General features: G+C 66.7%; 26 protein-coding genes. 20 read left to right on the forward strand and 6 right to left on the reverse strand.

Annotated features, from left to right (window positions below):
• From hemE to VHO04_RS14520, 7 genes are all read left to right on the forward strand, one after another.
• On the forward strand, positions 1 to 961 hold a 961-nt coding region (gene hemE, locus VHO04_RS14490), incomplete at its 5' end, for a uroporphyrinogen decarboxylase (protein ID WP_329628945.1).
• Positions 962 to 970: 9 nt separating this feature from the next.
• Positions 971 to 1,414, forward strand: a complete 444-nt coding sequence (locus VHO04_RS14495; protein WP_329628946.1) for a CopD family protein — start codon at positions 971 to 973, stop codon at positions 1,412 to 1,414.
• Positions 1,415 to 1,609: 195 nt separating this feature from the next.
• Complete coding sequence (rho, locus tag VHO04_RS14500) at positions 1,610 to 2,866, forward strand: transcription termination factor Rho (protein WP_329628947.1); 1,257 nt, start codon at positions 1,610 to 1,612, stop codon at positions 2,864 to 2,866.
• A gap of 4 nt (positions 2,867 to 2,870) precedes the next feature.
• The gene (locus tag VHO04_RS14505; RefSeq protein ID WP_329628948.1) at positions 2,871 to 3,170 is read left to right on the forward strand and encodes an antibiotic biosynthesis monooxygenase; all 300 of its coding nucleotides are present in this window, start codon (positions 2,871 to 2,873) and stop codon (positions 3,168 to 3,170) included.
• Entirely contained in the window at positions 3,170 to 3,838 is a 669-nt protein-coding gene (locus VHO04_RS14510) for a YjbE family putative metal transport protein (protein WP_329628949.1), read from the forward strand. The genes VHO04_RS14505 and VHO04_RS14510 overlap by 1 nt, the downstream gene beginning before the upstream one ends.
• A gap of 16 nt (positions 3,839 to 3,854) precedes the next feature.
• Entirely contained in the window at positions 3,855 to 4,559 is a 705-nt protein-coding gene (locus VHO04_RS14515; protein ID WP_329628950.1) for a YjbE family putative metal transport protein, read from the forward strand.
• A gap of 35 nt (positions 4,560 to 4,594) precedes the next feature.
• Positions 4,595 to 5,005: a DUF1489 family protein gene (locus VHO04_RS14520; protein ID WP_329628951.1), complete on the forward strand. Its 411-nt coding sequence runs from the start codon at positions 4,595 to 4,597 to the stop codon at positions 5,003 to 5,005.
• Here the strand turns inward: VHO04_RS14520 and VHO04_RS14525 are convergent.
• From VHO04_RS14525 to VHO04_RS14535, 3 genes are read right to left on the reverse strand one after another with little or no spacing between them, the layout of a single operon-like run.
• Entirely contained in the window at positions 5,002 to 6,579 is a 1,578-nt protein-coding gene (locus VHO04_RS14525) for an FMN-binding glutamate synthase family protein (RefSeq protein ID WP_329628952.1), read from the reverse strand. The two genes, VHO04_RS14520 and VHO04_RS14525, sit on opposite strands and share 4 nt — an antisense overlap.
• Before the next feature lie 12 nt (positions 6,580 to 6,591).
• Entirely contained in the window at positions 6,592 to 6,990 is a 399-nt protein-coding gene (locus VHO04_RS14530) for a nuclear transport factor 2 family protein (protein ID WP_329628953.1), read from the reverse strand.
• Entirely contained in the window at positions 6,987 to 7,694 is a 708-nt protein-coding gene (locus VHO04_RS14535) for a dienelactone hydrolase family protein (protein WP_329628954.1), read from the reverse strand. The genes VHO04_RS14530 and VHO04_RS14535 overlap by 4 nt, the downstream gene beginning before the upstream one ends.
• Before the next feature lie 95 nt (positions 7,695 to 7,789).
• On the opposite strand from VHO04_RS14535, the gene VHO04_RS14540 reads away from it, so the two are divergent.
• From VHO04_RS14540 to VHO04_RS14580, 9 genes are all read left to right on the forward strand, one after another.
• On the forward strand, positions 7,790 to 8,089 hold the full coding sequence (locus VHO04_RS14540; protein ID WP_329628955.1) for a DUF6489 family protein: 300 nt from the start codon (positions 7,790 to 7,792) through the stop codon (positions 8,087 to 8,089).
• A gap of 23 nt (positions 8,090 to 8,112) precedes the next feature.
• Positions 8,113 to 9,417: a tRNA uridine-5-carboxymethylaminomethyl(34) synthesis GTPase MnmE gene (gene mnmE, locus VHO04_RS14545; protein ID WP_329628983.1), complete on the forward strand. Its 1,305-nt coding sequence runs from the start codon at positions 8,113 to 8,115 to the stop codon at positions 9,415 to 9,417.
• A gap of 265 nt (positions 9,418 to 9,682) precedes the next feature.
• Entirely contained in the window at positions 9,683 to 11,545 is a 1,863-nt protein-coding gene (mnmG, locus tag VHO04_RS14550) for a tRNA uridine-5-carboxymethylaminomethyl(34) synthesis enzyme MnmG (protein WP_329628956.1), read from the forward strand.
• Between the two features lie 72 nt (positions 11,546 to 11,617).
• Positions 11,618 to 12,271, forward strand: a complete 654-nt coding sequence (gene rsmG, locus VHO04_RS14555) for a 16S rRNA (guanine(527)-N(7))-methyltransferase RsmG (protein ID WP_329628957.1) — start codon at positions 11,618 to 11,620, stop codon at positions 12,269 to 12,271.
• Complete coding sequence (locus VHO04_RS14560; protein WP_105999072.1) at positions 12,271 to 13,053, forward strand: ParA family protein; 783 nt, start codon at positions 12,271 to 12,273, stop codon at positions 13,051 to 13,053. The genes rsmG and VHO04_RS14560 overlap by 1 nt, the downstream gene beginning before the upstream one ends.
• Positions 13,054 to 14,010: a ParB/RepB/Spo0J family partition protein gene (locus VHO04_RS14565; protein WP_329628958.1), complete on the forward strand. Its 957-nt coding sequence runs from the start codon at positions 13,054 to 13,056 to the stop codon at positions 14,008 to 14,010.
• A gap of 268 nt (positions 14,011 to 14,278) precedes the next feature.
• A complete protein-coding gene (locus tag VHO04_RS14570; RefSeq protein WP_329628959.1) occupies positions 14,279 to 14,773 on the forward strand; it encodes a DUF4402 domain-containing protein in 495 nt (164 codons plus the stop codon).
• Between the two features lie 207 nt (positions 14,774 to 14,980).
• Positions 14,981 to 15,811, forward strand: coding sequence for a molecular chaperone (locus tag VHO04_RS14575; RefSeq protein WP_329628960.1), 831 nt, complete (start codon positions 14,981 to 14,983; stop codon positions 15,809 to 15,811).
• Positions 15,812 to 15,844: 33 nt separating this feature from the next.
• Positions 15,845 to 18,619, forward strand: a complete 2,775-nt coding sequence (locus VHO04_RS14580) for a carboxypeptidase regulatory-like domain-containing protein (protein ID WP_329628961.1) — start codon at positions 15,845 to 15,847, stop codon at positions 18,617 to 18,619.
• 7 nt (positions 18,620 to 18,626) lie between these two features.
• Here VHO04_RS14580 and VHO04_RS14585 read toward each other — a convergent pair whose 3' ends face one another.
• Both VHO04_RS14585 and VHO04_RS14590 read right to left on the reverse strand, forming a co-directional pair.
• Positions 18,627 to 18,989, reverse strand: a complete 363-nt coding sequence (locus VHO04_RS14585; protein WP_414713122.1) for a glycine zipper 2TM domain-containing protein — start codon at positions 18,987 to 18,989, stop codon at positions 18,627 to 18,629.
• Between the two features lie 124 nt (positions 18,990 to 19,113).
• Positions 19,114 to 19,728: a glutathione S-transferase family protein gene (locus tag VHO04_RS14590; RefSeq protein WP_329628962.1), complete on the reverse strand. Its 615-nt coding sequence runs from the start codon at positions 19,726 to 19,728 to the stop codon at positions 19,114 to 19,116.
• A gap of 133 nt (positions 19,729 to 19,861) precedes the next feature.
• Between VHO04_RS14590 and VHO04_RS14595 the strand changes: the two genes are divergently transcribed.
• The 4 genes from VHO04_RS14595 (at position 19,862) to VHO04_RS14610 (ending at position 24,468) form a co-directional block, all read left to right on the forward strand.
• The gene (locus VHO04_RS14595) at positions 19,862 to 20,539 is read left to right on the forward strand and encodes a YafY family protein (RefSeq protein ID WP_329628963.1); all 678 of its coding nucleotides are present in this window, start codon (positions 19,862 to 19,864) and stop codon (positions 20,537 to 20,539) included.
• Between the two features lie 105 nt (positions 20,540 to 20,644).
• Entirely contained in the window at positions 20,645 to 22,180 is a 1,536-nt protein-coding gene (locus VHO04_RS14600) for an NAD(P)/FAD-dependent oxidoreductase (protein WP_329628964.1), read from the forward strand.
• A gap of 3 nt (positions 22,181 to 22,183) precedes the next feature.
• Complete coding sequence (locus VHO04_RS14605) at positions 22,184 to 22,639, forward strand: GtrA family protein (RefSeq protein ID WP_329628965.1); 456 nt, start codon at positions 22,184 to 22,186, stop codon at positions 22,637 to 22,639.
• Entirely contained in the window at positions 22,636 to 24,468 is a 1,833-nt protein-coding gene (locus VHO04_RS14610; RefSeq protein ID WP_329628966.1) for a hypothetical protein, read from the forward strand. Before VHO04_RS14605 ends, VHO04_RS14610 begins: the two co-directional genes overlap by 4 nt.
• On the opposite strand, the gene msrB is transcribed toward VHO04_RS14610, so the two are convergent.
• Complete coding sequence (msrB, locus tag VHO04_RS14615) at positions 24,469 to 24,957, reverse strand: peptide-methionine (R)-S-oxide reductase MsrB (protein WP_329628967.1); 489 nt, start codon at positions 24,955 to 24,957, stop codon at positions 24,469 to 24,471. It abuts the gene before it with no gap.
• Between the last annotated feature and the right edge of the window lie 47 nt (positions 24,958 to 25,004).

A 25,004-nucleotide genomic window follows, 5' to 3' on the forward strand; every position in this document is an offset into this window, starting at 1 on the left:
GTGGCTGATGCGCCAGGCCGGGCGTTATCTCCCCGAATATCGCGCGCTCCGGGAAACCAAGGGGGGCTTCCTCGAACTCTGCTACGACAGCGAGGCCGCGGCCGAGGTCACCTTGCAGCCGATCCGCCGCTTCGGCTTCGATGGCGCGATCCTCTTTTCCGACATTCTCGTCGTCCCGCACGCGCTCGGGCAGCATCTGTGGTTCGAGGCGGGCGAGGGCCCGCGGCTCACGCCGCCGCTCGTCGATACCAAGCTGGCGTCGCTCGCGGCGATGCCGCAGCGGCTCGACCCGGTATACGCCACCGTCGCGCGCGTTGCCGAGGCCTTGCCCCCCGAAGCGACCTTCCTCGGCTTTGCCGGCAGCCCGTGGACCGTCGCGACCTATATGGTGGCGGGGCAGGGGTCGAAGGACCAGGCCGCGGCGCGGCGGATGGCGTTCGGCGATCCGGCCGCGTTCGGCGCGATCGTCGAGGCGATCGTCGATTTGAGCGTCACCTATCTGTCGGGCCAGATCGAACAGGGCGTCGAGGCGGTCCAGCTTTTCGACAGTTGGGCGGGCAGCCTTTCGCCGTCGCAGTTCGAACGCTGGGTGATCGCGCCCAATGCCGAGATCGTGCGCCGGCTGAAGGCGCTCCATCCCGACACGCCGGTCATCGGCTTTCCGAAGGGCGCGGGCGGCAAGCTCGCCTCCTATGCGAACGAGACCGGCGTCGATGCGATCGGTCTCGACGAGACGGTCGATCCGGCCTGGGCCGACGCGACGCTGCCCGCGCATCTGCCGGTGCAGGGCAATCTCGACCCGCTCGCGCTCGTCGCGGGGGGCGAGGTGCTCGACGCCGCGATCGACCGCATCCTTGCGGCTTTCCCCGATCGCCCCCATATCTTCAATCTCGGCCATGGCATCGTGCCCGACACGCCCATAGCCCATGTCGAACATCTGATCCGGCGCGTCCGTGGGTAGGCGGGACTTATGGCAGGTTTTCTGGGGGTAACGATGCTTTGGGTCAAAGCCGCGCACGTGATTTTCGTCATCTTCCTGATGGCAGGGCTGTTCATGATGCCGCGCTTCTTCGTTTATCATCACCAGTGCGCGGTCGGATCGGACGAGGATAAAAAATGGATCGAGCGCGAGGATCGCTTGCGCAAGATCATTCTCAATCCGTCGATCATCCTCGTCTGGGTGTTCGGGCTGATGCTCGCCTTCAACGGCGATGTTTGGCGCGAGGGCTGGTTCCACGGCAAATTGCTGCTCGTCATCCTGCTCTCGGCCTATCACGGCTGGCTGATCGGCTATTTCAAGAAATTGCGCCGCGGCGAACGCCCGCTGACCGAGAAAAAACTGCGTCTCCTCAACGAGGTGCCGGGGATCGCAGCGGCGATCATCGTCGTGCTGGTGGTCGTGCGGCCGTTCTGAACCGCCGCCCCGGCGCAGCCGCGATTGACTTGCGCAAAAGCGGGTTATAGGGGCCGATCAACCCCGCTTTCCACGCGGGCGGCGCTTCCCGCGCCGATACTATCGTGAACGGCCGTCCCCCGGCCGGATAGGCATCCCCGCGGATGCACTGAAAACAAAGATTATTTCTCCTGAATCTCATCCTGGAATCCATCCATGCATCTTAAAGAACTCAAGACTAAATCGCCCGCCCAGCTTGTCGAAATGGCCGAGGAACTGGGCGTCGAGGGCGCCTCGACGCTGCGCAAGCAGGACCTGATGTTCTCGATCCTCAAGGAACTCGCCGAAGAGGGTGAGGAAATCATCGGATCGGGGACGATCGAAGTCCTGCCCGACAGCTTCGGCTTCCTCCGGTCGTCCGAAGCCAATTATCTCGCCGGGCCCGACGACATCTATGTCTCGCCGAACCAGGTCCGCAAATATGGCCTGCGCACCGGCGACACCGTCGAGGGCGAGATTCGCGCGCCGCGCGACGGCGAACGCTATTTCGCGCTGACCAAGCTGATCAGCGTCAATTTCGACGATCCCGAGGCGGTGCGCCACCGCGTCAATTTCGACAACCTCACCCCGCTCTATCCGAACCAGAAACTGTCGCTCGACACCGTCGACCCGACGGTAAAGGACAAGTCGGCGCGGGTCATCGACCTCGTCAGCCCGCAGGGCAAGGGCCAGCGCGCACTGATCGTCGCGCCGCCGCGCACGGGCAAGACGGTGCTGCTGCAGAATATCGCCAAGGCGATCACCGACAATCATCCCGAGGTCTATCTGATCGTCCTCCTCGTCGATGAACGCCCCGAGGAAGTCACCGACATGCAGCGCAGCGTGAAGGGCGAGGTCGTCTCCTCGACCTTCGACGAGCCCGCGACGCGCCACGTCCAGGTCGCCGAAATGGTGATCGAAAAGGCGAAGCGCCTCGTCGAGCACAAGAAGGATGTCGTCATCCTGCTCGACTCGATCACGCGTCTCGGACGCGCCTACAACACCGTCGTGCCGTCGTCGGGCAAGGTGCTGACCGGCGGTGTCGACGCCAATGCGCTCCAGCGTCCGAAGCGCTTCTTCGGCGCCGCGCGCAACATCGAGGAAGGTGGTTCGCTCTCGATCATCGCGACCGCGCTGATCGATACCGGCAGCCGCATGGACGAAGTCATCTTCGAAGAATTCAAGGGCACGGGTAACAGCGAAATCGTCCTCGACCGCAAGGTCGCCGACAAGCGCATCTTCCCGTCGCTCGACGTCGGCAAGTCGGGCACCCGCAAGGAAGAATTGCTCGTCGAGAAGGGCAAGCTTTCGAAGATGTGGGTGCTGCGCCGCATCCTCATGCAGATGGGCACCGTCGATGCGATGGAATTCCTGCTCGACAAGATCAAGGACAGCAAGACGAACGAAGATTTCTTCGATTCGATGAACCAGTAAATCCGTGCGCGTGGCCGTGGTCGAACTTGCCTTGCTGCCGGTTCGACCGGGGTCCGAAGCCGCGTTCGAGGCGGCCGTCGCCGAGGCGCGGCCGCTGATCGAAGCTTCGCCGGGTTTCCTCGGGCTCGAAATCCGTCCGCCGCTCGAAGCCGGCCAGCCCTATCTGCTGATCGCGCACTGGCGATCGGTCGCGGATCATCGCGAGGGGTTCCGGCGTTCGGACAGGTATGAGCGGTGGCGCGCGCTGCTGCATCCCTTTTATGATCCGGTTCCCACGGTCAGCTATTTCGGAGAGCCGCTCTGATGGATTTTTCGGCGATGGACTTTTCGGCGATCTTCACCGGCCCGGGGCTGATCCTGCTTGGCCAGATCATCATCGGCGACCTCACCATGGCGGGCGACAATGTGCTGATCATGGGCACGATCGCCGGCGGGCTTCCCGAGCGCGACCGCAAGAGCGTGTTGATGCTCGGCGTCGGCATGGCGCTGATTTTCCTGATCGGCTTCGCGCTCGTCGCGACGCAATTGCTCAAGATCACCGGCCTTGTCTTCGCGGGCGGGCTGTTGCTGCTGTGGGTCGCCTACAACATGTATCGCGAAATCCGCCCCGCCGCGGCCGCTGGGCCGGTCGACGATCCGGCGACCCCCGATATCGAGGGCGCGCCGGCGCGCACCACCTTCTTCAAAGCCGCGCTGTCGATCATGGTCGCTGACCTGTCGATGAGCATCGACAATGTCCTGCTCGTCGCGTCGATCGCGCGGGAAAATCCGGCCTTGCTGTTCGTCGGTATGACCTTCACGGTGATCGTCATGGGGCTTGCGGCCAATTATGTCGCCAAGCTGCTGCAGCGTTATCACTGGATCGCCTGGATCGGGCTGGTGGTGATCCTCTATGTGGCGCTGAAGATGATTTACGACGGCTGGGTCGATCCGGTGATCGGCCTCGGCCATTTGTTCGGATGGGTGCGCTGAAATGATCGTGGAATTGATGAATTTTGCCGCGGGCGCGGCGCCGTCGGCGGGAATCTGGGACGCGATCGTCCATGATTTCTCGAACATCACCGAACCCGCGGCCTTTGCGGCCTTCATCCAGGTGCTGCTGATCGATCTTGTGCTCGCGGGCGACAATGCGATCGTTGTCGGCGCGCTCGCCGCGGGCCTGCCCGCCGACCAGCGCCGCAAGGTGATCCTGATCGGCGTCGGTGCCGCGCTTGTCCTGCGCATCGGCTTCGCGCTCGTCGTCCAGCAGCTGCTCGGCATCGTGGGTCTGGTGCTCGCGGGCGGTCTGCTGCTGCTCTGGGTCGCGTGGCGCATGTGGCGCGACCTGCGTGGCGGGCACGGCGAATCGGCCGGCTCGCCCGAGGTCGAGGGCGACGAGGATTCGGGCCTCCAGCCCGCCAAAAGCTTCGCCGCCGCAGCGTGGGGCGTCGCGGTCGCCGACGTGTCGATGAGCCTCGACAATGTCCTCGCGGTCGCCGGCGCGGCGCGCGAGCATCCGGGCATCCTGATCGTCGGGCTGATCTTCGCGGTCGCGATGATGGGCGTTGCGGCGAACATCATCGCCAAATATATCGAGCGCTATCGCTGGATCGCCTGGGTCGGCCTCGCGGTGATCGTCTATGTCGCGCTGAAGATGATCTGGGAGGGCTGGCACGACGTCCACCCGCATTTCATGGAGCTGATCGGCGGCTGATTGGCGGGCTGGCGATCTTCTCGCCGGCTCCCCATATGGACTTCATGTCCCAGCTCCACATGACCCGCGTCGCCGTGGGATGCCTCGACTATCCCTCGCTCGCCGCGCGGATTTCCGCGCGCAGCGAGACAGGGGAGGTTCGCTTCACGACGCGGTTCAAGCCGAAGCGCGCCGACGAGCTGATCGGCGGCAAGCTGCATTTCATCGTCCGCCATACGCTCGTCGGCCGGGTCGAGATATTGCGCTTCGACGATCGCGACGACGGGCGGATCGACATCGTCTGCAAAGGGCTGCTCGAACGCATCCACCCGCAGCCGAAGCGCGCGCATCAGGGCTGGCGCTATCTGACCGACGCCGATGCCCCGAAGGGGATCGATGACGGCGACGGGATTGCCGACCTGCCGCCCGAACTCTATCGTGAGCTGGCCGAATTGAGCCTGATCTAAAGCGCCGCGCGGAAACTGTTCGCGCGCGCCATCGCCCAATAGCGGGCGCTCGACAGCGAATCGGGATCGTCCAGCAGCACCCCGCGGTCATAGAATTTATAGATGCGGTCGATCGAATCCGAGCGCGCCGAATTGAGCCGTTCGTGGAGGTGGTGCGGCCGGATCGCCCAGGGATTGTCGAGCCCCATCGCGCAGCTCAGGTCCCATAGCGCCGACACCGTCGCGGCCTGGAAACGGCGCACGCGCTCGGCCTTGTCCTCGACCACCAGTCCGCGCTGGCGCCCGGGATCCTGCGTCGCGATGCCGGTCGGGCATTTGTCGGTGTGGCATTTGAGCGATTGGACGCAGCCGAGCGTGAACATGAAGGCGCGCGCGGCGTTCGACCAGTCGGCGCCGAGCGCGCAGTTGGTCGCAAGCCCCGCCCCCGAATGCACCTTGCCCGACGCGGCGAGCTTTATCTCTTCCTTGAGCCCGCAGCCGACGAGCGCGTTGCGTACGAAGATCAGCCCTTCGCGGAGCGGCATCCCGACGCGGTTGGAAAATTCGACCGGCGCCGCGCCGGTCCCGCCCTCGGCGCCGTCGACGACGATATAATCGAGCCGGATTCCGGTCTCGATCATCGCCTTCATGACGGCATAGATTTCGTGCGGCTGGCCGACGCAGAGCTTGATGCCGACAGGTTTGCCGCCCGAAAGCTCGCGCAGCTTCGCGGCCCATTCGATCATCTCGATCGGGGTCGCGAAAGCCGAATGCGCGGCGGGGGAAATACAATCCTGCCCTTCGGGGACGCCGCGCGTCGCCGCGATCTCGGCGCTGACCTTGGGGCCGGGCAACACCCCACCGTGCCCCGGTTTCGCGCCTTGGCTGAGCTTGATCTCGATCATCTTGACTTGCTCGCTCTGCGCGCGGTCGCGAAAGCGCGCGGGATCGAAGCGGCCGGTCTCGTCGCGGCAGCCGAAATAGCCGCTGCCGAGCTCCCACACGATATCGCCGCCATATTTGGCGTGATAGGGGCTGAAGCCGCCTTCGCCCGTGTCGTGGTAGAAATTGCCGAGCTTGGCGCCGAGGTTGAGCGCCTCGATCGCATTGGCGCCTAGCGAGCCGAAGCTCATCGCCGAGATGTTGAGCAGCGCGGCGTCATAGGGCCGCGAACATTGCGCGCCACCGACCGTCACCCGCTGCGTGCGGTCATGGTCGTGCTTCGGCGCGATGCTGTGGCTCATCCACTCATATTCGTCCGAATAGACGTCGAGTTCGGTGCCGAAGGGATGCGCGTCGAGATCGCCCTTGGCCCGCGCATAGACAAGGTCACGCTCGGTGCGCGCGAAGGGGCGGCCCTCGAGCGGGCTTTCGACGATATAGGAATAGAGAAAGGGCCGCAGCGCTTCGAACAGCCAGCGGATGCGCGCGATCAGCGGATAGTTGCGGCGCAGGCTGTGCTTGCGCTGCACCGCGTCATAGAGGGCGAGAAGGAGAAGCGGCACCCAGGCCACCAGCGTCCAGCGCGCGGGTGGCCACCAGGCCGCCGCGGCGGCGAGCGCGATCAGAACGGGAAAGGCGATCCAGCGGAGCATCGGCGTATAGGGTCAGCCGGCCTGCGCCGCGAGCATCGCCGCCATCTTTTCCCACACCTTGTTGATCGCCTTGAGCGGTCGCACCATCACCTTGAAATCTTTTATCTTTCCTTCGCGATCCCAGCGGATGATGTCGACGCCGTTGATCTGGATGCCGTCGAGTTCGGTCTGGAATTCCAGCATCGCCTGATCGCCGTCGACGATCTCGCGCAGATAGCGGAAATCGTCGCCGCCGAGCGCATGGCTCGCCGCGTGGAGATAGGCGAAGACCTTGTCGCGTCCTTCCTGCGGTGTGTGGACGACGGGCGAGTGAAACACCGCATCCTCGGCGAGCAAGGCTTTGAGCGCCCCGGGATCGCCGCCGCCCGCCATATAGGCGTGCCAGGCGGCGAGGCCCCGATGCGCGCTCATGCGAGCTGCTCGGCGAAGAAGGCGCGGGTGCGGCCGTCGGCGAGCTGCGCCGCCTCGTCGTTGCGGCGGTTGCCGTGGGTCGCGGCGAACCCATGGTCGAGCCCTTCATAGTCGTAGAGCGTGACCTTCGGGTTCGGGTCGAGGCCTTCGTGCATCTTCGCCTGCGCCTCGGGGCTGACGAAATGGTCGCTCGTCGGGATATGGAGCACGAGCGGATGCGCGATCGCATGGCTTTCGCCCAGCATCTGGTCGATCATGACGCCATAATAGCCGACCGATGCATCGATGTCGGTGCGCGCCGCGGTCATATAGGCGAGCTTGCCGCCGAGACAGAAGCCGACCGCGCCGACCTTGTTCGCGCCCTGGCCGCGTGCCCAGCGGATCACCGCTTCGATATCCTTGACCCCGGCGTCGGGATCGAAGGTGCCGAAATAGCCGAGCGCCTCGTTCATTTGGGCCTCGATATCGGGGTCGAGCTCGATGCCGGGGGCGAAGCGCCAGAAGATGTCGGGCGCGACCGCCAGATAGCCCTGCGCCGCCCAATCGTCGCATTTCTCGCGGATTCCGGCGTTCACCCCAAAGATTTCGGGAATGACGATGATCGCGCGCGACGAATCGGCGTCGGGCCGCGCGACATAGGCGGGAATCGCGCCTTCGCCGTCGAGCGTCGGGATGATAGTGTTCGTCGGGGAAGGGGCGGACATCGGGGAGCTCTCCTGTCTCTTGCTTCTTGGCGGGGAAAGCGCGAAGCTAGCGGGCGACGGGGCGCGGCTCAAGCGCCGAAGGGGAAGGCCAGGCGATGAAGTTCAATATCGAGATCGATTGCACCCCCGAAGAGGCGCGCCGACTGTTCGGGCTTCCCGACCTCGAGCCGCTCCACAACATCTATCTGTCGCGGGTCAAGGAGCTGATGGCGAAGGGGATCACCCCCGACATGGTGCAGGCGATGGTCAAGAGCTGGGTGCCGATGGGCGAAAGCGGGCTCGGTCTCGTCCAGTCGCTGCTTGGCCAGTTCGGCGGCGGATTGATGGGCGGTGCGTCGAAGGCAGCAGCCGACAAAGGCGACGACGACAAATCCGCCAAGGGACGCAAGAGCTGAACCAAAGCCTTGTAAGCGATACGATTTTTGCGTTGTCGAGCGGGATGCCGCCGGCGGCGATCGCCGTCGTGCGCATCAGCGGGCCGACGGCGGGACCGGCGCTCAAAGCGCTGGCGGGGCGATTGCCCGCGCCGCGCCGCGCGTCGCTGGCCGAGCTGAACGATGCGGCCGGCGCGCCGCTCGACCGCGCGCTGCTGCTGTGGTTTCCGGGACCGGCGACCGCGACCGGGGAGGATCTGGCCGAACTGCATCTGCACGGCGGCCGCGCGGTGGTGGCGGCGGTCGAAGCGGCGCTTGGCGCATTGCCGGGACTGCGCTGCGCCGAGCCGGGCGAGTTCACGCGCCGCGCCTTTCTGAACGGGCAGATCGACCTTGCCGAGGCGGAAGGCCTTGCCGATCTGCTCGCGGCCGAGACCGAGAGCCAGCGGGTGCAGGCGCTCGGCATGGCGAGCGGCCATGTGTCGCGCGCGGTCATGGGCTGGCAGGAGCGGATGCTCGGGTTGATGGCGGGGGCCGAGGCCGAGCTCAATTTTGCCGATGAGGATGATGTCGACGTATACGAAGGAGCGGCGCAGCGATTGGTGAGCGGGATGGCGGCGCTTGCCGCCGAGCTCGGCGAATGGCTGGCGCGGCCAGCGGCAGAGGTGATTTCAGAGGGCTTGTCGGTGGTGATCGCGGGGCCGCCGAATGCCGGTAAATCCACTCTTATCAATGTCTTGGTGCAGCGTGAGCTGGCGATCGTGTCGCCGGTCGCGGGGACGACGCGCGATGTGATCGAGACGCCGCTCGCGCTCGATGGGATCGCGATGCGCTTTTCGGATACGGCCGGTATCCGCACCCAAAGTGCCGATGATGTCGAAGCGATCGGAATCGGCCGCGCGAAAGCAGCGGTCGAGGCGGCCGATATCCTGCTCTGGCTCGGACCGCCGGCGGACGCGCCCGCGCATCCGCGTCGCCTGTTGATCGCCGCGCAGGCCGATCGTTGGCGCGGCGACTCTGCGGCTGAGGCCCGGGCGGCGCGCTGCGACCTGATCCTGTCGGCGGCGACGGGGGAGGGGATGGACCGGCTCCACGCCGCGATCGTCGAAAGAGCACGCACCCTACTGCCGCGCGAAGGCGAAGCCGCGTTGCGCCAGCGCCAGCGCGCCGCGCTTGCCGAGGCGAGGGACTGGCTTTCGATCGAAGCGGGCACGCGCGAGGCCGGGGATATGATCCTGATCGCGGAGCGCTTGCGGCTCGCGGCGGTGGCACTCGACCGCATCACCGGGCGCGGGGGAGTTGAGGATATGCTCGACGCATTGTTCGGGCGCTTCTGTATCGGCAAATGATGTTCCACGTGGAACAAGCTTCATCGCGAAGCTGGGCGCGCGCGCCTTTTTCACACAAAGACACAAAGAGGACGCGCCCTATCGCACGGTCGCGCCCTCTTTGTGTCTTTGTGTGAGATTATGGGTTTCAGGAAGAAGAAGATCTCACGCAAAGGCGCAAAGGCACAAAGAAGAAGACGTGGTGTTCGCGCCTTTGCGTGAGATAATATTGGGCGCTACGCGCCGATGGATTTGGAGGCGGCTTTGGGTTATGGGCGCCGCGATCATGCAGAAGGACACGAATTTCGATGTCATCGTCGTCGGCGGTGGACATGCCGGGACCGAGGCGGTCGCGGCGGCGGCGCGGCTTGGCGCGCGCGTCGCGCTCGTCAGTTTCGATCCCGCGCTGATCGGGACGATGTCGTGCAATCCCGCGATCGGCGGGCTCGGCAAGGGCCATCTGATGCGCGAGGTCGATGCGCTCGACGGCTGGATGGCGCGCGCCGCCGATGCTGCGGCGATCCATTACCGGATGCTCAACGCGTCGAAGGGCGCGGCGGTGCAGGGACCGCGCATTCAGGCCGACCGCAAACTCTATCGCGAGGCGATCCAGCGGTTGCTCGCGGCGGAAGAAGGGATCACCGTCATTGCGGGGGAAGCGGCGGCGCTGGCCCTGTCTTCGGACGGTGCGCGGGTCGAGGGCCTTGATCTGGGTGACGGCATACGCCTGTCCGCGAAGGCGGTGGTGCTCGCAACCGGTACTTTTCTCGGCGGACGGCTCTTTCGCGGGGAAGAGCGGATGGCAGGGGGCCGCATCGGTGAGGCCGGTGCGCATCGTCTCGCCGAGCAGCTTCGCGCCGCCGACCTGCCGATGGCGCGGCTCAAGACCGGCACGCCGCCACGCCTCGATGGCCGGACGATCGACTGGGCACTCCTCGAGGAGCAGCCGTCCGATGACGGCGACTGGACCTGTTCCACGTGGAACAGCGCGCGAAGCGTACCGCAGATTTTCTGTGCGATCACGCGCACCAATCCCGAAGCGCACGCGATCATCGCGGCGAATCTCGACCGCTCGCCGTTATTTACTGGCGCGATTGGCGCCGCCGGTCCGCGCTATTGCCCGTCGATCGAGGACAAGATTCATCGCTTCGCCGACCGCGACGGGCATCAGGTGTTTCTGGAGCCCGAGGGGCTCGATTCGCCACTCGTTTATCCGAACGGCGTTTCGACCTCGCTTCCCGCCGATGTCCAGCTCGCGATGCTGCGCACGATGGAAGGGCTGGAAAAGGTCGAGATGACGGTGCCCGGCTATGCGGTCGAATATGACCATATCGATCCGCGCGCGCTCGACCGCGGGCTGCAGGTCCGCGCCATCGGGGGGCTATACTGCGCGGGGCAGATCAACGGCACGACCGGCTACGAGGAGGCCGCAGCGCAGGGGCTGGTCGCCGGCGCCAATGCTGCGCTCGGCGTTCAGGGCCGCGCGCCGATGATCCTCGACCGCTCCGAATCCTATATCGGGGTGATGATCGACGATCTGGTGCTGCAGGGGGTGACCGAGCCCTATCGGATGCTCACTGCGCGCGCCGAATATCGCCTGCGCCTCCGCGCCGATAATGCCGCGACGCGGCTGACCCCGAAAGGGATCGCGCTCGGGCTGGTGCGGCCCGCGACGGCGGCGCTTTTCGAGGCGCGGATGGCCGAGCGGGCGAAGGCCCAGGCCCTGCTCGCGGCGCCGGTCGCGACGGCGGACTATGCCGCGATCGGCCTCGCGATTCCGGGCGATGGGGTGGCACGGCGTCGCATCGACCTGCTGCGCTTTCCCGAAGTCGCGATGGCATCGCTCAAGATTCTCGCGCCCGTGCTCGACGCGATCGATGATGTGATCCTGTCCGAGCTGGCCGAGGATGCGCATTACGCCCCCTATATTGCGCGGCAGGATGCCGAGCTTCGCGCACTCGCGGCGAACGAGGCGATCGCGCTCGACCCGGCGCTCGACTATGCCGCGATCGGCGGCCTGTCGCGCGAAATGGTCGAACGGCTGTCGAAGGCGCGGCCCGAGACCTTGGGACAGGCGGCGCGGATCGACGGGGTGACGCCGGCAGCGCTGACCGCGATCATGGTGCATGGGCGACGGCGTGCGGCTTAGTCCGAAAAAACCGCGCAGGTGAAAAAAGTAGAGAGAACTGCTTCGCGGATTATGGGCCAAGCGAGAGAGATGATGGCAAACGAGGTACTGGCGAGCGAGGAGCAGGCGCGGGGTTGGATCGGCGATGTTTTCGCGCCAACGGCGCGGCAATGGGAGCGGCTCGATCGCTTTGCCGCGATGCTCATCGAGGAGAATGGGCGGCAAAATCTGATCGCGGCGTCGACGATCCCGGGCCTGTGGGTGCGGCATATCGCCGACAGCGCGCAATTGCTGGCGCTCGATCCGGCACGCGACGGGCTCTGGGTCGACCTGGGGAGCGGGCCGGGGCTGCCGGGGCTGGTGGTGGCGATCCTGAGCCCGCGGCCGATGCTGCTCGTCGAATCGCGGCGGCGGCGGTGTGAATTTTTGCGCGGGGTCGCGGCTGACCTCGATCTGACGCAGGTCGAGGTCGCCGAAGCACCGCTCGAACGCGTCGAGACACGCGCCGCGGCGACGATCAGCGCCCGCGCCTTTGCGCCGCTTGACCGGTTGATTGCCTTGTCCACGCGTTTTTCCACCGAATCGACGCGCTGGCTGCTGCCAAAGGGGCGAAACGCGGTTAAGGAACTGGCATTGCTGCCGCAGCCATGGCAGAGAATGTTTCACGTGGAACAGAGCCGCACCGATGCGGAAAGCCGGATTTTGGTGGGCGAGGGCCGTATCGGCGCAGAGCAAAGAGGGAAATGATGATCCGAATTGCCGTGGCGAACCAGAAAGGCGGGGTCGGCAAGACGACGACCGCGATCAATCTGGCGACCGCGCTTGCGGCGACCGGATGGCGAACATTGCTCATCGACCTCGACCCGCAGGGCAACGCCTCGACCGGGCTCGGTATCACGCAGGCGCAGCGCGAATATTCGAGCTATGACCTGTTGCGCGCCGAGGCGACGGTCGCCGAATGCGCGGTGCCGACCGCAGTGCCGCGGCTCGATATCGTTCCCGCGACGGTCGACCTGTCGGGCGCCGAGATCGAGCTGATCGAGTTCGCCGATCGGCTGCACCGCCTGCAACAGGCGCTGTCGGGCGCCGAAGCGGGGCAATGGGACATCTGTCTGATCGATTGTCCGCCGTCGCTCGGGATGCTGACGCTCAACGCGCTGATCGCCGCCGAATCGCTGCTCGTTCCGCTTCAGTGCGAGTTTTTCGCGCTCGAGGGACTCAGCCAGTTGCTGACCACGGTCGAGCGGGTGCGCGGGCGCTTCAATCCGCAATTGTTCATTCTCGGGGTCGCGCTGACCATGTTCGACCGCCGCAACCGGTTGACCGACCAGGTATCGGACGACGTCCGCGAGGTGCTGGGCCCGGTGGTGTTCGAGACGGTGATCCCGCGCAATGTCCGCCTGTCCGAAGCACCGAGCCACGGGCTGCCGGCGCTGATCTATGACCATCGCTGCGCCGGGTCGGCGGCCTATATCGCGCTCGCGCGCGAGCTGATCGACCGCCTGCCCGATATTCGCAAGGCAGCTTAAATGTCTGATAATGAAAAGGAAATAGGTGGACAGGCGCCGCGCAAGCGGCCCTCGGGCCTGGGCCGTGGGCTGAACGCGCTGTTCGGCGACGCGGCGGTCGAGGCGCCGGTGCTCGCCTCGCCGGGCGCGGCGGCGAAGGCGGCACCGGTGGCGGGCGACGCAGTCCAGCATGTCGCGGTCGCGTCGATTCGCCCGCTGCCGAACCAGCCGCGCCGCCATTTCGACGAAGCGGCGATTGCCGAGCTCGCCGATTCGATCGGCGCGCGCGGGCTGCTGCAGCCGATCATCATTCGCCATGCCCCTGATGGGCATGGTTATCAGCTCGTCGCCGGCGAACGCCGCTGGCGCGCGGCGCAGCGCGCCGGGCTGCACCAGATTCCGGCGCTCGTCCGCGAGCTCGACGACGCCGCGACCTATGAGATTGCGCTGGTCGAGAATATCCAGCGCCAGGATCTCAACGCGATCGAGGAAGCGGCCGCCTATCGCCGTCTGATCGACGATTTCGGCCACAGCCAGGAAGCACTGGCGAAGCTGGTCGGCAAATCGCGCAGCCATGTCGCGAATCTGATGCGCCTGCTCGACCTGCCGCAGGACGTGCAGGATCTGGTCGGCGACGGCGCGCTGTCGATGGGCCACGCGCGCGCGCTGATCGGCGCCGAGGGGGCCGAGGAAATCGCGCGTCGGATCGTCAAGGAGGGGCTTTCGGTCCGCGCGGTCGAAGCGCTGGTGCGCGAAGGCAAGGGCGGGGGCCGCAACAGGGCGCCGCTCGAATATAAGAGCCTCGATGGCGGCCGCGATCCTGACATCGTCGCGGTCGAGCGCCATTTGTCCGAACTGCTGGGGATCGGGGTCGCGATTCACTATGCCGGCGGCGGCAAGGGGGCGCTGACGCTCAAATTCGCGTCGCTCGACCAGCTCGACATGATCTGCCAGCGGCTGAGCGGCGAGGGCATCTGACCCCGGCCGATTCGCGCGATCTTTTTTTTGCTGCGCGCTTAATCTGTCCCGCGGCGGGCCGTTAACAGGCCGAAGGCGATCCCCACGATCGACCTAACCATGGCTCAAGGCCTTGTTTTCGCTCGCTTGCTTCGCGCAACGCGGGCTATTCCTATATGTGCTGTTAACCATGCTTGTTGCGCAAAGCCTGAACGGGTGACCCGCTAAAGGTGTCGGCGAATGGGGTGGGATTTCCATTCGATTTTCGACTGTTCAAGGGACCAAATCTATGCGTACCACTGGAATGAAGCGCGCCCTCGTCGGCGCCGCGATTGCTGCCTTTGCGATGAACGCCTCGGCGGCGCACGCCGCGACGGCCACGGCGACGGCCAAGGCGAAAATCCTCGCGCCGCTCACGATTGCCAACAGCACCGATCTCGATTTCGCGACGATCGTCAGCGGCACCGCCGCCTCGACCGTCACGGTTTCGACCACCGGTGGCGTGAGCTGCGGCAGCGGCCTGACCTGCATCGGCACGACCTCGGCCGCGGGCTTCAACCTCGGCGGCACGACCGGCCAGGCGGTCACCATCAGCGTTCCGTCGACGGTGTCGCTAAGCTCGGGCGCCAACAGCATGACGGCCACGCTGAGCTCGTCGGCGACCTCGATGACGCTCGCCGCGTCGGGCAACAGCTTCTCGGTCGGCGGCGCGCTCAGCGTCGGCGCCAATCAGGCGGCGGGCAGCTATGCCGGGACGTTCACCGTCACCGCCAACTACCAGTAATCGGGTGGGGGACGGCGAGCCTCGAGGGCTCGCCGGCCGACAAAAGGGCTTCGGAGCACCAGCCTCCGGAGCCCTTTTTCGTGCGCGCGGCCCCGGTCCGGCCGGCCATCATGGTTAGCGAAATATCAACCATGATGGCGCAACAGGGATGCGACCAACCAAAGGAGCGGCGGCCGTCGCTCCGCAACGATTGTGGGGATCGTGTCTATGTTGCGCTTTATCAAGGGCTTTTGCCTGTTCTCGGCGGCTGCGCTCGGCACCGCTGCGCCGCCCGCTTTGGCTGCGGGCGACCTGCTCGTCGCGCCGACGCGGGTCATTCTCGACGGATCGCGCGGCACCGAAGTGGTGCTCAACAATATCGGCAGCGAACCCGCGACCTATCGCATCAGCCTGGAAATCAAGCGGATGACGGCCGCGGGCGGGCTCGACGAGATCGACGAGGCGAATGCGACGCCCGCCGAGCGCGCCGCGCTCGACATGATCGCCTTCAGCCCGCGCCGCGTTACCCTGCCGCCGAACCAGCCGCAGGTGATCCGCGTCGGGGTGCGCCTTCCTGAAGGCCTCGCGCCCGGCGAATATCGCGCGCATATGCTGTTCCGCGCGGTGCCCGATGCGGCGCCTGCGGTCGCGGCCGATCCCGCCAGGCCCGCGCCCACCGGCGTGTCGATCGCGCTGACGCCGATCTATGGCATCACCATCCCGATCATCGTCCGCGTCGGCGACCTCGGCGCGACCGCGACGATCGGCGACGCCCGGGTCGGTGCGACGAAGGATGGGCCGGCGTTCGAGTTCGACCTGGCGCGGAGCGGCGACCGTTCGGTCTATGGCGATATCGAGGTGACGCGGCCGGGGGTCGCCGAGCCGCTGCTGCTCGCGCGCGGAATCGCGGTCTATCCCGAGGTCGGCGAACGCAGGGTGTCGCTGCCCGTCCCGCCCGAACTTGCCGCTGAACTCAAGGGGCCGGTGCATATCCGCTACAGCGAGGATCGCGACATCGGCGGCGGCACGATCGCCGAGGCGGACCGGGTAGTGAAATAGGGCAGGGATCCGCGCGAAGACCGCGGGCGGGCGATGCTCCGCGCGGCGCTCCTGCGATGGCTTCCGGTGCTTGCCGCCGGGTTGACGCTGGTCGGGCTCGCCCCGGCTGGCGCAGGGGCCTTTGAAGAAAAGCCGGTTTCCGTCACCGCCGACGATTGGCGGCCGAACGAGGACGACCGCTGGCTGTTCGACCTGCGCTCGGGCCAATACCGCCTCGGCGACGGGGTGCGCGGGTATCAGACGCCGCAGGGGATCTGCGTCGACCTGGGCGATATGGTGCTCGCGCTCGACCTTGCGGTGCGCGTCGACAAGAAGTTGCGCCGCGCAACCGGCTGGGTATTCGACGAGCGCCGCAGCCTGCTGATCGACCGCGAGGCGGGACAGGTGCGCGTTGGCAGCCAGAGCTACCCTATCGGCGCGACCGCGATCCGCGACACGCCGGCGGGCTGGTGCGTCGATCTGGACCGGCTGAACCAGTGGCTCGGCGTGCCGATCACCGCCGACCTGTCGAACGCCGTGCTGCGCATCGACGCCAAGGAAAAGCTGCCCTTCCAGCTCGCGGCCGAGCGGCGCGCGCGCGCGGCGGGGCTGCGTCCGCAGGCGTCTTTCGACCTTGCGAGCCTGCCGCAGGCGACGCGGCCCTATCAGGCGTGGGCGACGCCGTCGGTCGACGTCGTCGCCTCGGCTGGGGTGGTGTCGGACCGGAAGGGCGGCTCCTATGCACAGGCGCGCTACGAGATTTTCGCCGCGGGGGAAGCGCTCGGGCAGAGTTTCGACGCGCGGCTGTCGTCGGACGACAAGGGCGTTCCCGACAGTTTGCGGATGCGCCTCTATCGCACCGACCCCGAGGGACGGCTGCTCGGCCCGCTCCATGCGACCCATTATGCGGTCGGCGATGTCAGCCTGCTGTCGACGGGACTGGTTGCGCAGGGCGCGCCCGGGCGCGGTGCGGTGATCACCAACCGCCCGGTCGAGCGCCCCGACAGCTTCGACAAGACGAGCTTTCGCGGCGATCTGCCCGCGGGCTGGGACGCCGAACTCTATCGCAACGGCCAATTGCTCGCCTTCACGAGCCCGAACAGCGACGGTCGCTACGAGTTCCTCGACGTGCCGCTGCAATATGGCGCGAACCGCTTCGAGATCGTGCTATACGGGCCGCAAGGCCAGATCAGGCGCGAAATCAGGCAGTTGCAGGTCGGGATCGACTCGATCCCACCGCAACAGACCTGGTATTGGGCGGGCGTCGCGCAGGAAGATACCGACCTGATCGAATTCGCCCGGCACGGCGGCGCGTTCCGGCGCGGCTGGCGTGGCACCGCCGGGATTGAGCGCGGACTCGACACCCGGACCTCGATCGCCGCCTATTTCCACAGCCTGATGATCGAGAATGTCCGCCGCAATTATGGCGAGGCGGCGGTGCGCCGCTCGATCGGGCCGTCGCTGCTCGAGGTTGCGGGAAGCTACGCCGATGACGGAGGGAAAGCGCTGCGTGCAAGCTGGCTTGCGGCGTTCGGCGAAACCAATGTCCGCGCCGATGCGATGCGCGGTTGGGACGGCTTCGTTTCCGACCGCTTCGTCGGCGGAATCACCGGGCTTTATTCGCTCTCGGTCGATCAGGCGGTCAAGCTCGGGCGGACGGTGGTGCCGTTGCATGTCGACCTCGCGCAGATCGACCGCGCCTCGGGCGCGTCGAACCTGCAGGCATCGGGCCGCGCGTCGCTGAGCTTCCGCGCGCTGACCTTCACCGGGCAGCTCGACTGGAGCCATACCAAGGCGCCCGGCGGCCCCGATCCGCCCGACAATCTGACCGCGACCTTGCTCGCCAACGCCCGGATCGGACGCGTTCGCCTGCGCGGCGAGGCGCGCTTCGCCTTGTCGGGGCAGGAGGCCGACACGCGCCTCGCCGTCGTCGGCGAATGGGCGGGGAAGGGCGACGCCGAATGGCGCGCCGAGCTCGGCTATGACAAGGGGCTCGCGCGTGGCCGTGCGGGGCTGGGATATACGCGCCGTTTCAAGACGTTGCAGCTTAGCGGTTTCGGCGAGGTAGCGACCGACGGCTCGGTCGCGGCGTCGCTGTCGCTCGCCTTCAGCTTCGGGCCGAAGCCCGCGGGCGGCGGCTGGCGTATGTCGAGCGAGAAGCTCGGCGGTCGCGGCCAGGTGAGCGCCGAAATTTTCATGGACGACAATGGCGACGGCATCCGCCAGCCGGGTGAGGCGGCGCTGAAGGGCGTGCCGCTGACCGCCGGCAATGCGCTGCTCGAAACATCGACCGACGCGAGCGGCCAGGCGACGATCGACGGGCTCGAACCCTTTCGCCCGGTGATGATCGGCATCGACGCGGGCAGTCTGCCCGACCCCTATGTTCAGCCGGCGCTGCCCGGCGTCGTCGTCACACCGCGTCCCGGGGTCGCGACGCGCGTCCTGCTGCCGATGACCGCGGCGGGCGAGATCGAGGGGGTGATGATCCGCGACGGCGGCAATCCGATCGAAGGGCTCGCGCTCGAACTCGTCGATGCCGAGGGACGCGTGCGCGCGACGGCATTGACCGAGTTCGACGGCTATTATCTTTTCGAAAGCGTGGCTTATGGTCGCTACACGGTTCGCATGGCCAAGGCGTCGGCCGCCGCGTTGCGCCTCGATCCCGCGCTCGCGATCGGCGCGGCGCCCGGCAAGGCGGCGCCGCGCGTCAAGCTTGGCACCGTGGCGCTGAAGCCGATCGCGCGGGCGCTGGCGGCCGGGGCGGCGGCGCCCGGCGAAGGCAGCAGCGCCCGCGGCCCGCCGGCGGAGGACGCCGGCGGGCCATCGTGACCGCGTCCTAGCAGCGGCCGCCGCGACCGATTTCGCGGCCGATCAGCGCGCCTGCGGCGCCGCCGATGATCGTCCCCGGCGTGCGGTCGCCGTAACGGTCGACCTCGCGCCCGAGGAGCGCGCCCGCCGCGCCGCCGACGATCAGCCCGGTCGTTCCGCTGCCGCGGCGGCAATAATAACGGTTGCGATAATGGCTGCGGCGATAGTCGCGGCGGTAGTCCCGCCGATAATCGCGATAGCGATCATGGTCGCGGTCGCGATAGCTGTAATGGCGGTGGTGCCGATCGCGGGCGTCGGCCTCGGCCGGCAGGGCGGCGACGGCGCTGACGCCGATCAGCGCGGTGAGCGCCAGTTTCTTCATCCAGATCATGGTTTTCGTTCCAACTATTTTGGTCCCGATGCCATCCTAGGATGCGAAGCTGGCGCCCCGCTGAACCGGCGGCTCGTTTCGCTCGGTTCGACCTTCGCGGTGGGCGTTTCGTCGCGCCGCGCGATCAGGCGGCGAGGCGCTGTACGCCTGATGCGTCGTCGAGCGCCTGACCGCGCCGGATCGCCGGCCGTTCGTTGCAGCGGACGATATAGGCGTCGATCGCATCGCTTTCGGGAAAGACGCTGCGACCGAAGGCGAGCGCGCTGGCGACGAGGAAGTCGGCGGCCGAATAAGTGTCGCCGAGCAGATAGGGACCGCGAGCGAGCGCGGTTTCGATGCGGTGAAGCACGGCGTCATAGGCACGCCGCTTGAGCGGCGATGCGTCGAGTTCGCCCGCGAATCCCGCGAACATCGCGGGTTCGAGTTCGGCCGCATACCAGGCGAGCCAGGTCAGATAGGCGCCGCGGCGGGGATCGTCGGGCTGCGGCGCGAGGCCCTTTTCGGCGAAACCGTCGCAGAGATAGAGGACAATCGCGACCGATTCGGCAAGAAGCTGGCCGTCATGCTCGATCGCCGGAACCCGCTTGTCGGGATGCGGATTGGCGGGGTCGCCCTTGCCCTCTCCGGTCATCGGGCGAAAGATCGATACCGGATGGATCGCATAGGGCTCGCCGAGTTCTTCGAGCAGGCCGATGATGCGCGTCGAGCGGCTTTGCGGCGCGTGATAGAGAGTGATCATCGCAAAAACTCCTTGGAAGGAAACGTCGCGGCGGGGCTTGCCGCCCGCCGTGTCACGCTTGTAGGACGGGGCTACTGACAGCATATTGTCAGCAGGAAATGGAGAGGTCCGAATCGTGCGGCGAGCGGACAGGTTGTTCCAGATCATCCAGTTGCTGCGCCGCTCGTCGCGCCCGGTCACCGCGCGCGAAATGGCGGGGGAGCTCGAGGTGTCGGTGCGCACCGTCTATCGCGACGTCGCCGACCTGATCGGTCAGCGCGTGCCGATCCAGGGCGAAGCCGGGTTCGGCTATGTTCTCGGCGCAGGATATGACATGCCGCCGCTGATGCTGACCCCCGACGAGATCGAGGCGGCGGTGCTCGGCGCGCAATGGGTCGCGGGGCGCGGCGATCCGGCGCTCGCCAACGCCGCGCGCGACCTGATCGCCAAGATCGCCGCCGCGATTCCCGACGAGATGCGGCCGATTCTGACCGAACCGACGACGGGCACCGGTCGGCCGCACGCTCAGCTCGCCGACGGCATCGACATCGCCCGCACGCGGCGGTGGATCCGCGAAGGGCGCAAGATCCGGCTTGCCTATCGCGACGAGAGCGGGGCAGCGAGCGAGCGAGTGATCTGGCCGATCGTCATCGGCTATTTCAACGACCGGCGGACGCTGGCCGCCTGGTGCGAGCTGCGCGGCGATTTCCGGCATTTCCGCGCCGATCGCGTCGCCGCCGCGACCTTCCTCGACGATCGCCACGGCGAACGGCCCGGGGCGCTGCGCCAGCGCTGGATGCGGACGATCCGCCAAAAGGGCGGAGACGCCTGAATTTACGGACCGCGGCGACGATCTCTTTCACCGATTAACCACTTCTTAGCCATGTTTGGGCAGAGCGGCGGGCGAGCAAGGCTTTTCTGTGGGGGGAATATTCCAGTGACCAACGCCCAAGTGTCGAAGAACCGGCCGACAAGCGCCGACGTCGCGATTATCGGCGCCGGCCCGGCGGGGCTGACCGCTGCCTATCTGCTGACCAAGCAGGGGTATAGCGTGACGGTGATCGAGAAGGATCCCGTCTATGTCGGCGGCATCAGCCGCACCGTCGAGCATGAAGGCTTTCGCTTCGACATCGGCGGACATCGTTTCTTCTCGAAGAGCCAGGAAGTGGTCGATCTGTGGAACGAGATATTGCCCGACGATTTCATCCAGCGCCCGCGGATGAGCCGCATCTATTATGAGGGCAAATTCTACTCCTATCCGCTGCGCGCGTTCGAGGCGCTGTGGAACCTCGGCGTCGTCCGCTCGGCGCTGTGCATGGCGAGCTATGCCAAGGCCAAGCTGCTGCCGAACCGCAAGGTCCGCAGCTTCGAGGACTGGACGATCAACCAGTTCGGGCAGAAGCTCTATTCGATCTTCTTCAAGACCTATACCGAGAAGGTATGGGGGATGCCGTGCGACGAAATGTCGGCCGACTGGGCGGCGCAGCGCATCAAGGGGCTGAGCCTCGGCGCCGCGGTGCTCGACGGGTTGAAGCGCAGCCTCGGGCTCAACAAGGCGCCGAACGACGGCATGGCGACCAAGACCCTGCTCGAAACCTTCCGCTATCCTCGGCTCGGGCCGGGAATGATGTGGGAGGCGGCGCGCGACAAGGTCGCGGCGGCCGGGGGCCATGTGCTGATGGGGCACAGCTTCAAGCAGCTTACCCAGGATCAGGTCAGCGGCCGCTGGCGGCTGACCGCGAACGGGCCTGACGGCGATGTCGTGATCGACGCCGCGCATGTGATCAACTCGGCGCCGATGCGCGAGCTGGCGGCGCGCATCCATCCGCTGCCGGCCTGCGCGCTCACCGCGGCGCCGAAGCTCAATTATCGCGACTTCCTGACCGTCGCGCTCAAGATCCGCTCGGAGGATCTGTTTCCCGACAATTGGATCTATATCCACGACAGCAAGGTGCAGGTCGGCCGGGTGCAGAATTTCCGCAGCTGGTCGCCCGAAATGGTCCCCGATCCGGCGATCGCCTGCGTCGGCCTCGAATATTTCTGCTTCGAGGGCGACGGGCTCTGGTCGTCGAGCGACGCGGATCTGGTCGCGCTGGCGACAAAGGAAATGGCGATCCTCGGCCTTTGCGATCCGAACGATGTCGTCGGCGGCGCGGTGGTGCGGCAGGAAAAGGCCTATCCGGTCTATGACGATGATTATGCCGCGCATGTCGCGACGATGCGCACAGAACTCGAGGCGAAATATCCGACGCTGCACATGGTCGGACGCAACGGGATGCACCGCTACAATAATCAGGATCATGCGATGATGACCGCGATGCTGACGGTGCGCAACATCGTCGCCGGGACACGCGTCTACGATATTTGGGGCGTCAACGAGGACGCCGAATATCACGAAAGCGGTACCGAGGGCGAACAGGCGGCGCTGGCATCGGTCCGCGACGTTCCCGCGCGCGTCGCCAAGGCGGCCTGAGCCGTGGCCGAGGGCGTCGATGCGATGCGGAACCCCGTCGTCCGCCTGATCGGGCTCGTCCGCCGCGGCGAGGCGCGCTGGTTGAACTATCTGCTCGCCAGCGGCCTGGCGCTCGGCAGCGATGCCGGGCTGTTCCTGCTGCTGCTGAGTGCCGGACTGACGCCGATGATCGCGTCGGCGATCGGCTATTGCGCCGGCATCCTTGTCCACTGGCTCGTGTCCAGCCGGCTCGTCTTCGCCGACGGCGCCGCGGCGCGCGGGACCGGGGAGCGGCATCGGCAGAAACTGCTGTTCATCGGATCGGCGATGATCGGGCTGGCGCTTACGACCGCAATCGTCGGCGTCGGCACCGCGCTCGGGCTCGATCCGCGGCTGGCGAAGCTGGCGGCGATCGTCGTCAGTTTCCAGGCCACCTATCTGCTGCGTCGCCACATCGTTTTCCGGGCCGCCGTGGCATGACCGACGCGGCGCCGCCCGCATCCAAGGCGGCGGACCATGGCTTCAGCCCCTGGCTGACGCCGGTCCGAATCGCGCTGATCGTCTGGGCGGCGATGAGCCTGATCGCCATCGTCGCGCGTTGGCACGCGATCGCGACGCTCGAACTCAGCGACACCGACGATGCGATGCGGATGGCGCAGGTCCGCGACCTGCTCGCCGGGCAGGGCTGGTGGGATCTCACCCAATATCGCGTCAATCCGGCGGGCGGCGGCGTGCTGATGCACTGGTCGCGCATCGTCGATGCGCCGCTGGCATTCGGAATCCTGCTTTTGAAGCCGCTGCTCGGCCAGACGCTGGCCGAGCAGGTGGTGATGACGCTGTGGCCGCCGCTGCTCGGCGCGGCGCTCAGCGTCGCCTGCGTGCGCGGCTATCGGCATTTGTCCGACCGCCGGATTGCCTATGTCGTGCCGCTCTATCTCGTCGCCGCCGCTTTCATCGTGATCCAGCTTCGCCCGCTGCGGGTCGATCATCATGGCTGGCAGATTTTCCTCGCGATGTTGATCATGGGACAGGCGCTCCGTCCCGCCAGCGGCCGCGCGGGAATGATCGCGGGGCTGAGCGCCGCGGCGCTGCTTGCCATCTCGATCGAGGGCCTGCCCATCGCCGCGCTGTTCGCGGCGCTTGCCGCGCTGCGCTGGGCGCTACACGCGCGCGCCGACGACCGGGCGCGGCTCACGGGCTATTTGGGCGGGCTTGCGGGGGGTGCGGTTTTCTTTCAGTTTCTGACGCGCGGACCCGCCGGGCTCGCGGGCCATTGGTGCGATTCGCTGTCGGCGCCCTATATCGCCGCCTTTGCCGCCGCCGCTGCCGCGGTTTTCGCGATCGGCCGGGTCGATCCGACGCGGCGCTGGCTGCGCTTCGCCGCACTCGGCGGCGCAGGCGCGCTCGCTGCCGGGACCCTGGTGCTGGTCGAGCCGCTTTGCGCCGCGGGGCCGTTCGCGACACTCGACCCGATCGTTGTTCAATATTGGTATCGCAACGTTCTCGAAGGCCAGCCGGTATGGGCCTCGCCGGCGAACACCATGCTGCTCGTCATCGTTCCGTCGATCGTGGGGCTCGCCGGGTCATGGCTCGCATGGCGTGTCAGCGTCAGCGTCGAGGACCGGCGGAACTGGGCGACCGTGATCATCGCGCTGCTCGGCGCGACTTTATTGTCTTTGCTCGTGTTGCGCGCCTCGGGCACCGCGCAACTCTTTGCGCTGCCGGGTTGTGCCTGGCTGGGGCTGCGCATCTGGACGCGCGCGCGGTCGATCACCGCCTTGTTGCCGCGCGTCGCCGTGTCGGCGGCGGCGGCGCTCTCGCTGCCGCTGCTGGGCGGTATCGCGGTGGTGGCGATCGCCGGCCTCGTCTTTCCGGCGGTCAAGGCCGAACAGAATAGACAGGAAAAAAGCGTCTCGGAGCGGACCTGCATCAATCCCGCAACCATCGCCGCGCTCGACCGCTTGCCGCCGAAGGTGCTGCTGACCCCGATCGATCTTGGCGCACCGCTGATCTTCTGGACGCATCATTCGGTGGTCGCGACGCCGCATCACCGCAATCGCGAGGCGATGGCCGACACGCTGCGCATCTTCATCGGCGATCCGGCAAAGGCCGAGGCGCTGGTGCGCAAGCAGAAGGCAACGTTGGTCGTCTATTGTCCGGGGGCCAATGATTTTTCGCAATATCGCCGCGTGAGCAAGGCGTCGCTCGCGGCGCGCCTCTATGCCGGAACGCCGCCTGCCTGGCTCGAACGCGTGGCGCTACCCGGCGATACCGGCCTCGCTGTGTGGCGAGTCAAGCCGGCGGGTTGATCAGGCGGGCGTGAAACGCAGCGCAGCGCCGTTCATGCAATAGCGCTTGCCGGTCGGTTTCGGTCCGTCGTCGAAGACATGGCCGAGATGTCCGCCGCAGCGGCGGCAATGGACTTCGGTGCGCGCGACGCCGATCTCATGGTCGGTCGAGGTCGCGACCGCACCCTTCAGCGGCGCCCAGAAGCTCGGCCAGCCGGTGCCGCTCTCGAACTTGGTCCGGCTCGAATAGAGCGGCAGCGCGCAGCCCGCGCAGGCGAAAATCCCGGCGCGATGCTCGTTGTTGAGCGGGTTGGTGAACGCGCGCTCGGTCGCCGCCTGCCGCAGCACCTTATATTGCATCGGGGTCAGCCGCTTTTGCCATTCGGCGTCGGACAATCGCCAGCCGGGCTCGGCAAGTGGGCGCTTGCCGGGCTTGGCGAACAGCATCGGCGCTGCGATCATCGCGCCGCCGAGCGCAAGACCGGACAACAGGTAACGGCGTTCGATCATGTCGGGCGTCCTCATGCCCCTTATTCGTGCCGAATCTGCGCCCGGTT

The sequence above is a fragment of the Sphingopyxis sp. genome (assembly GCF_036261875.1).
Lineage (GTDB): Bacteria > Pseudomonadota > Alphaproteobacteria > Sphingomonadales > Sphingomonadaceae > Sphingopyxis.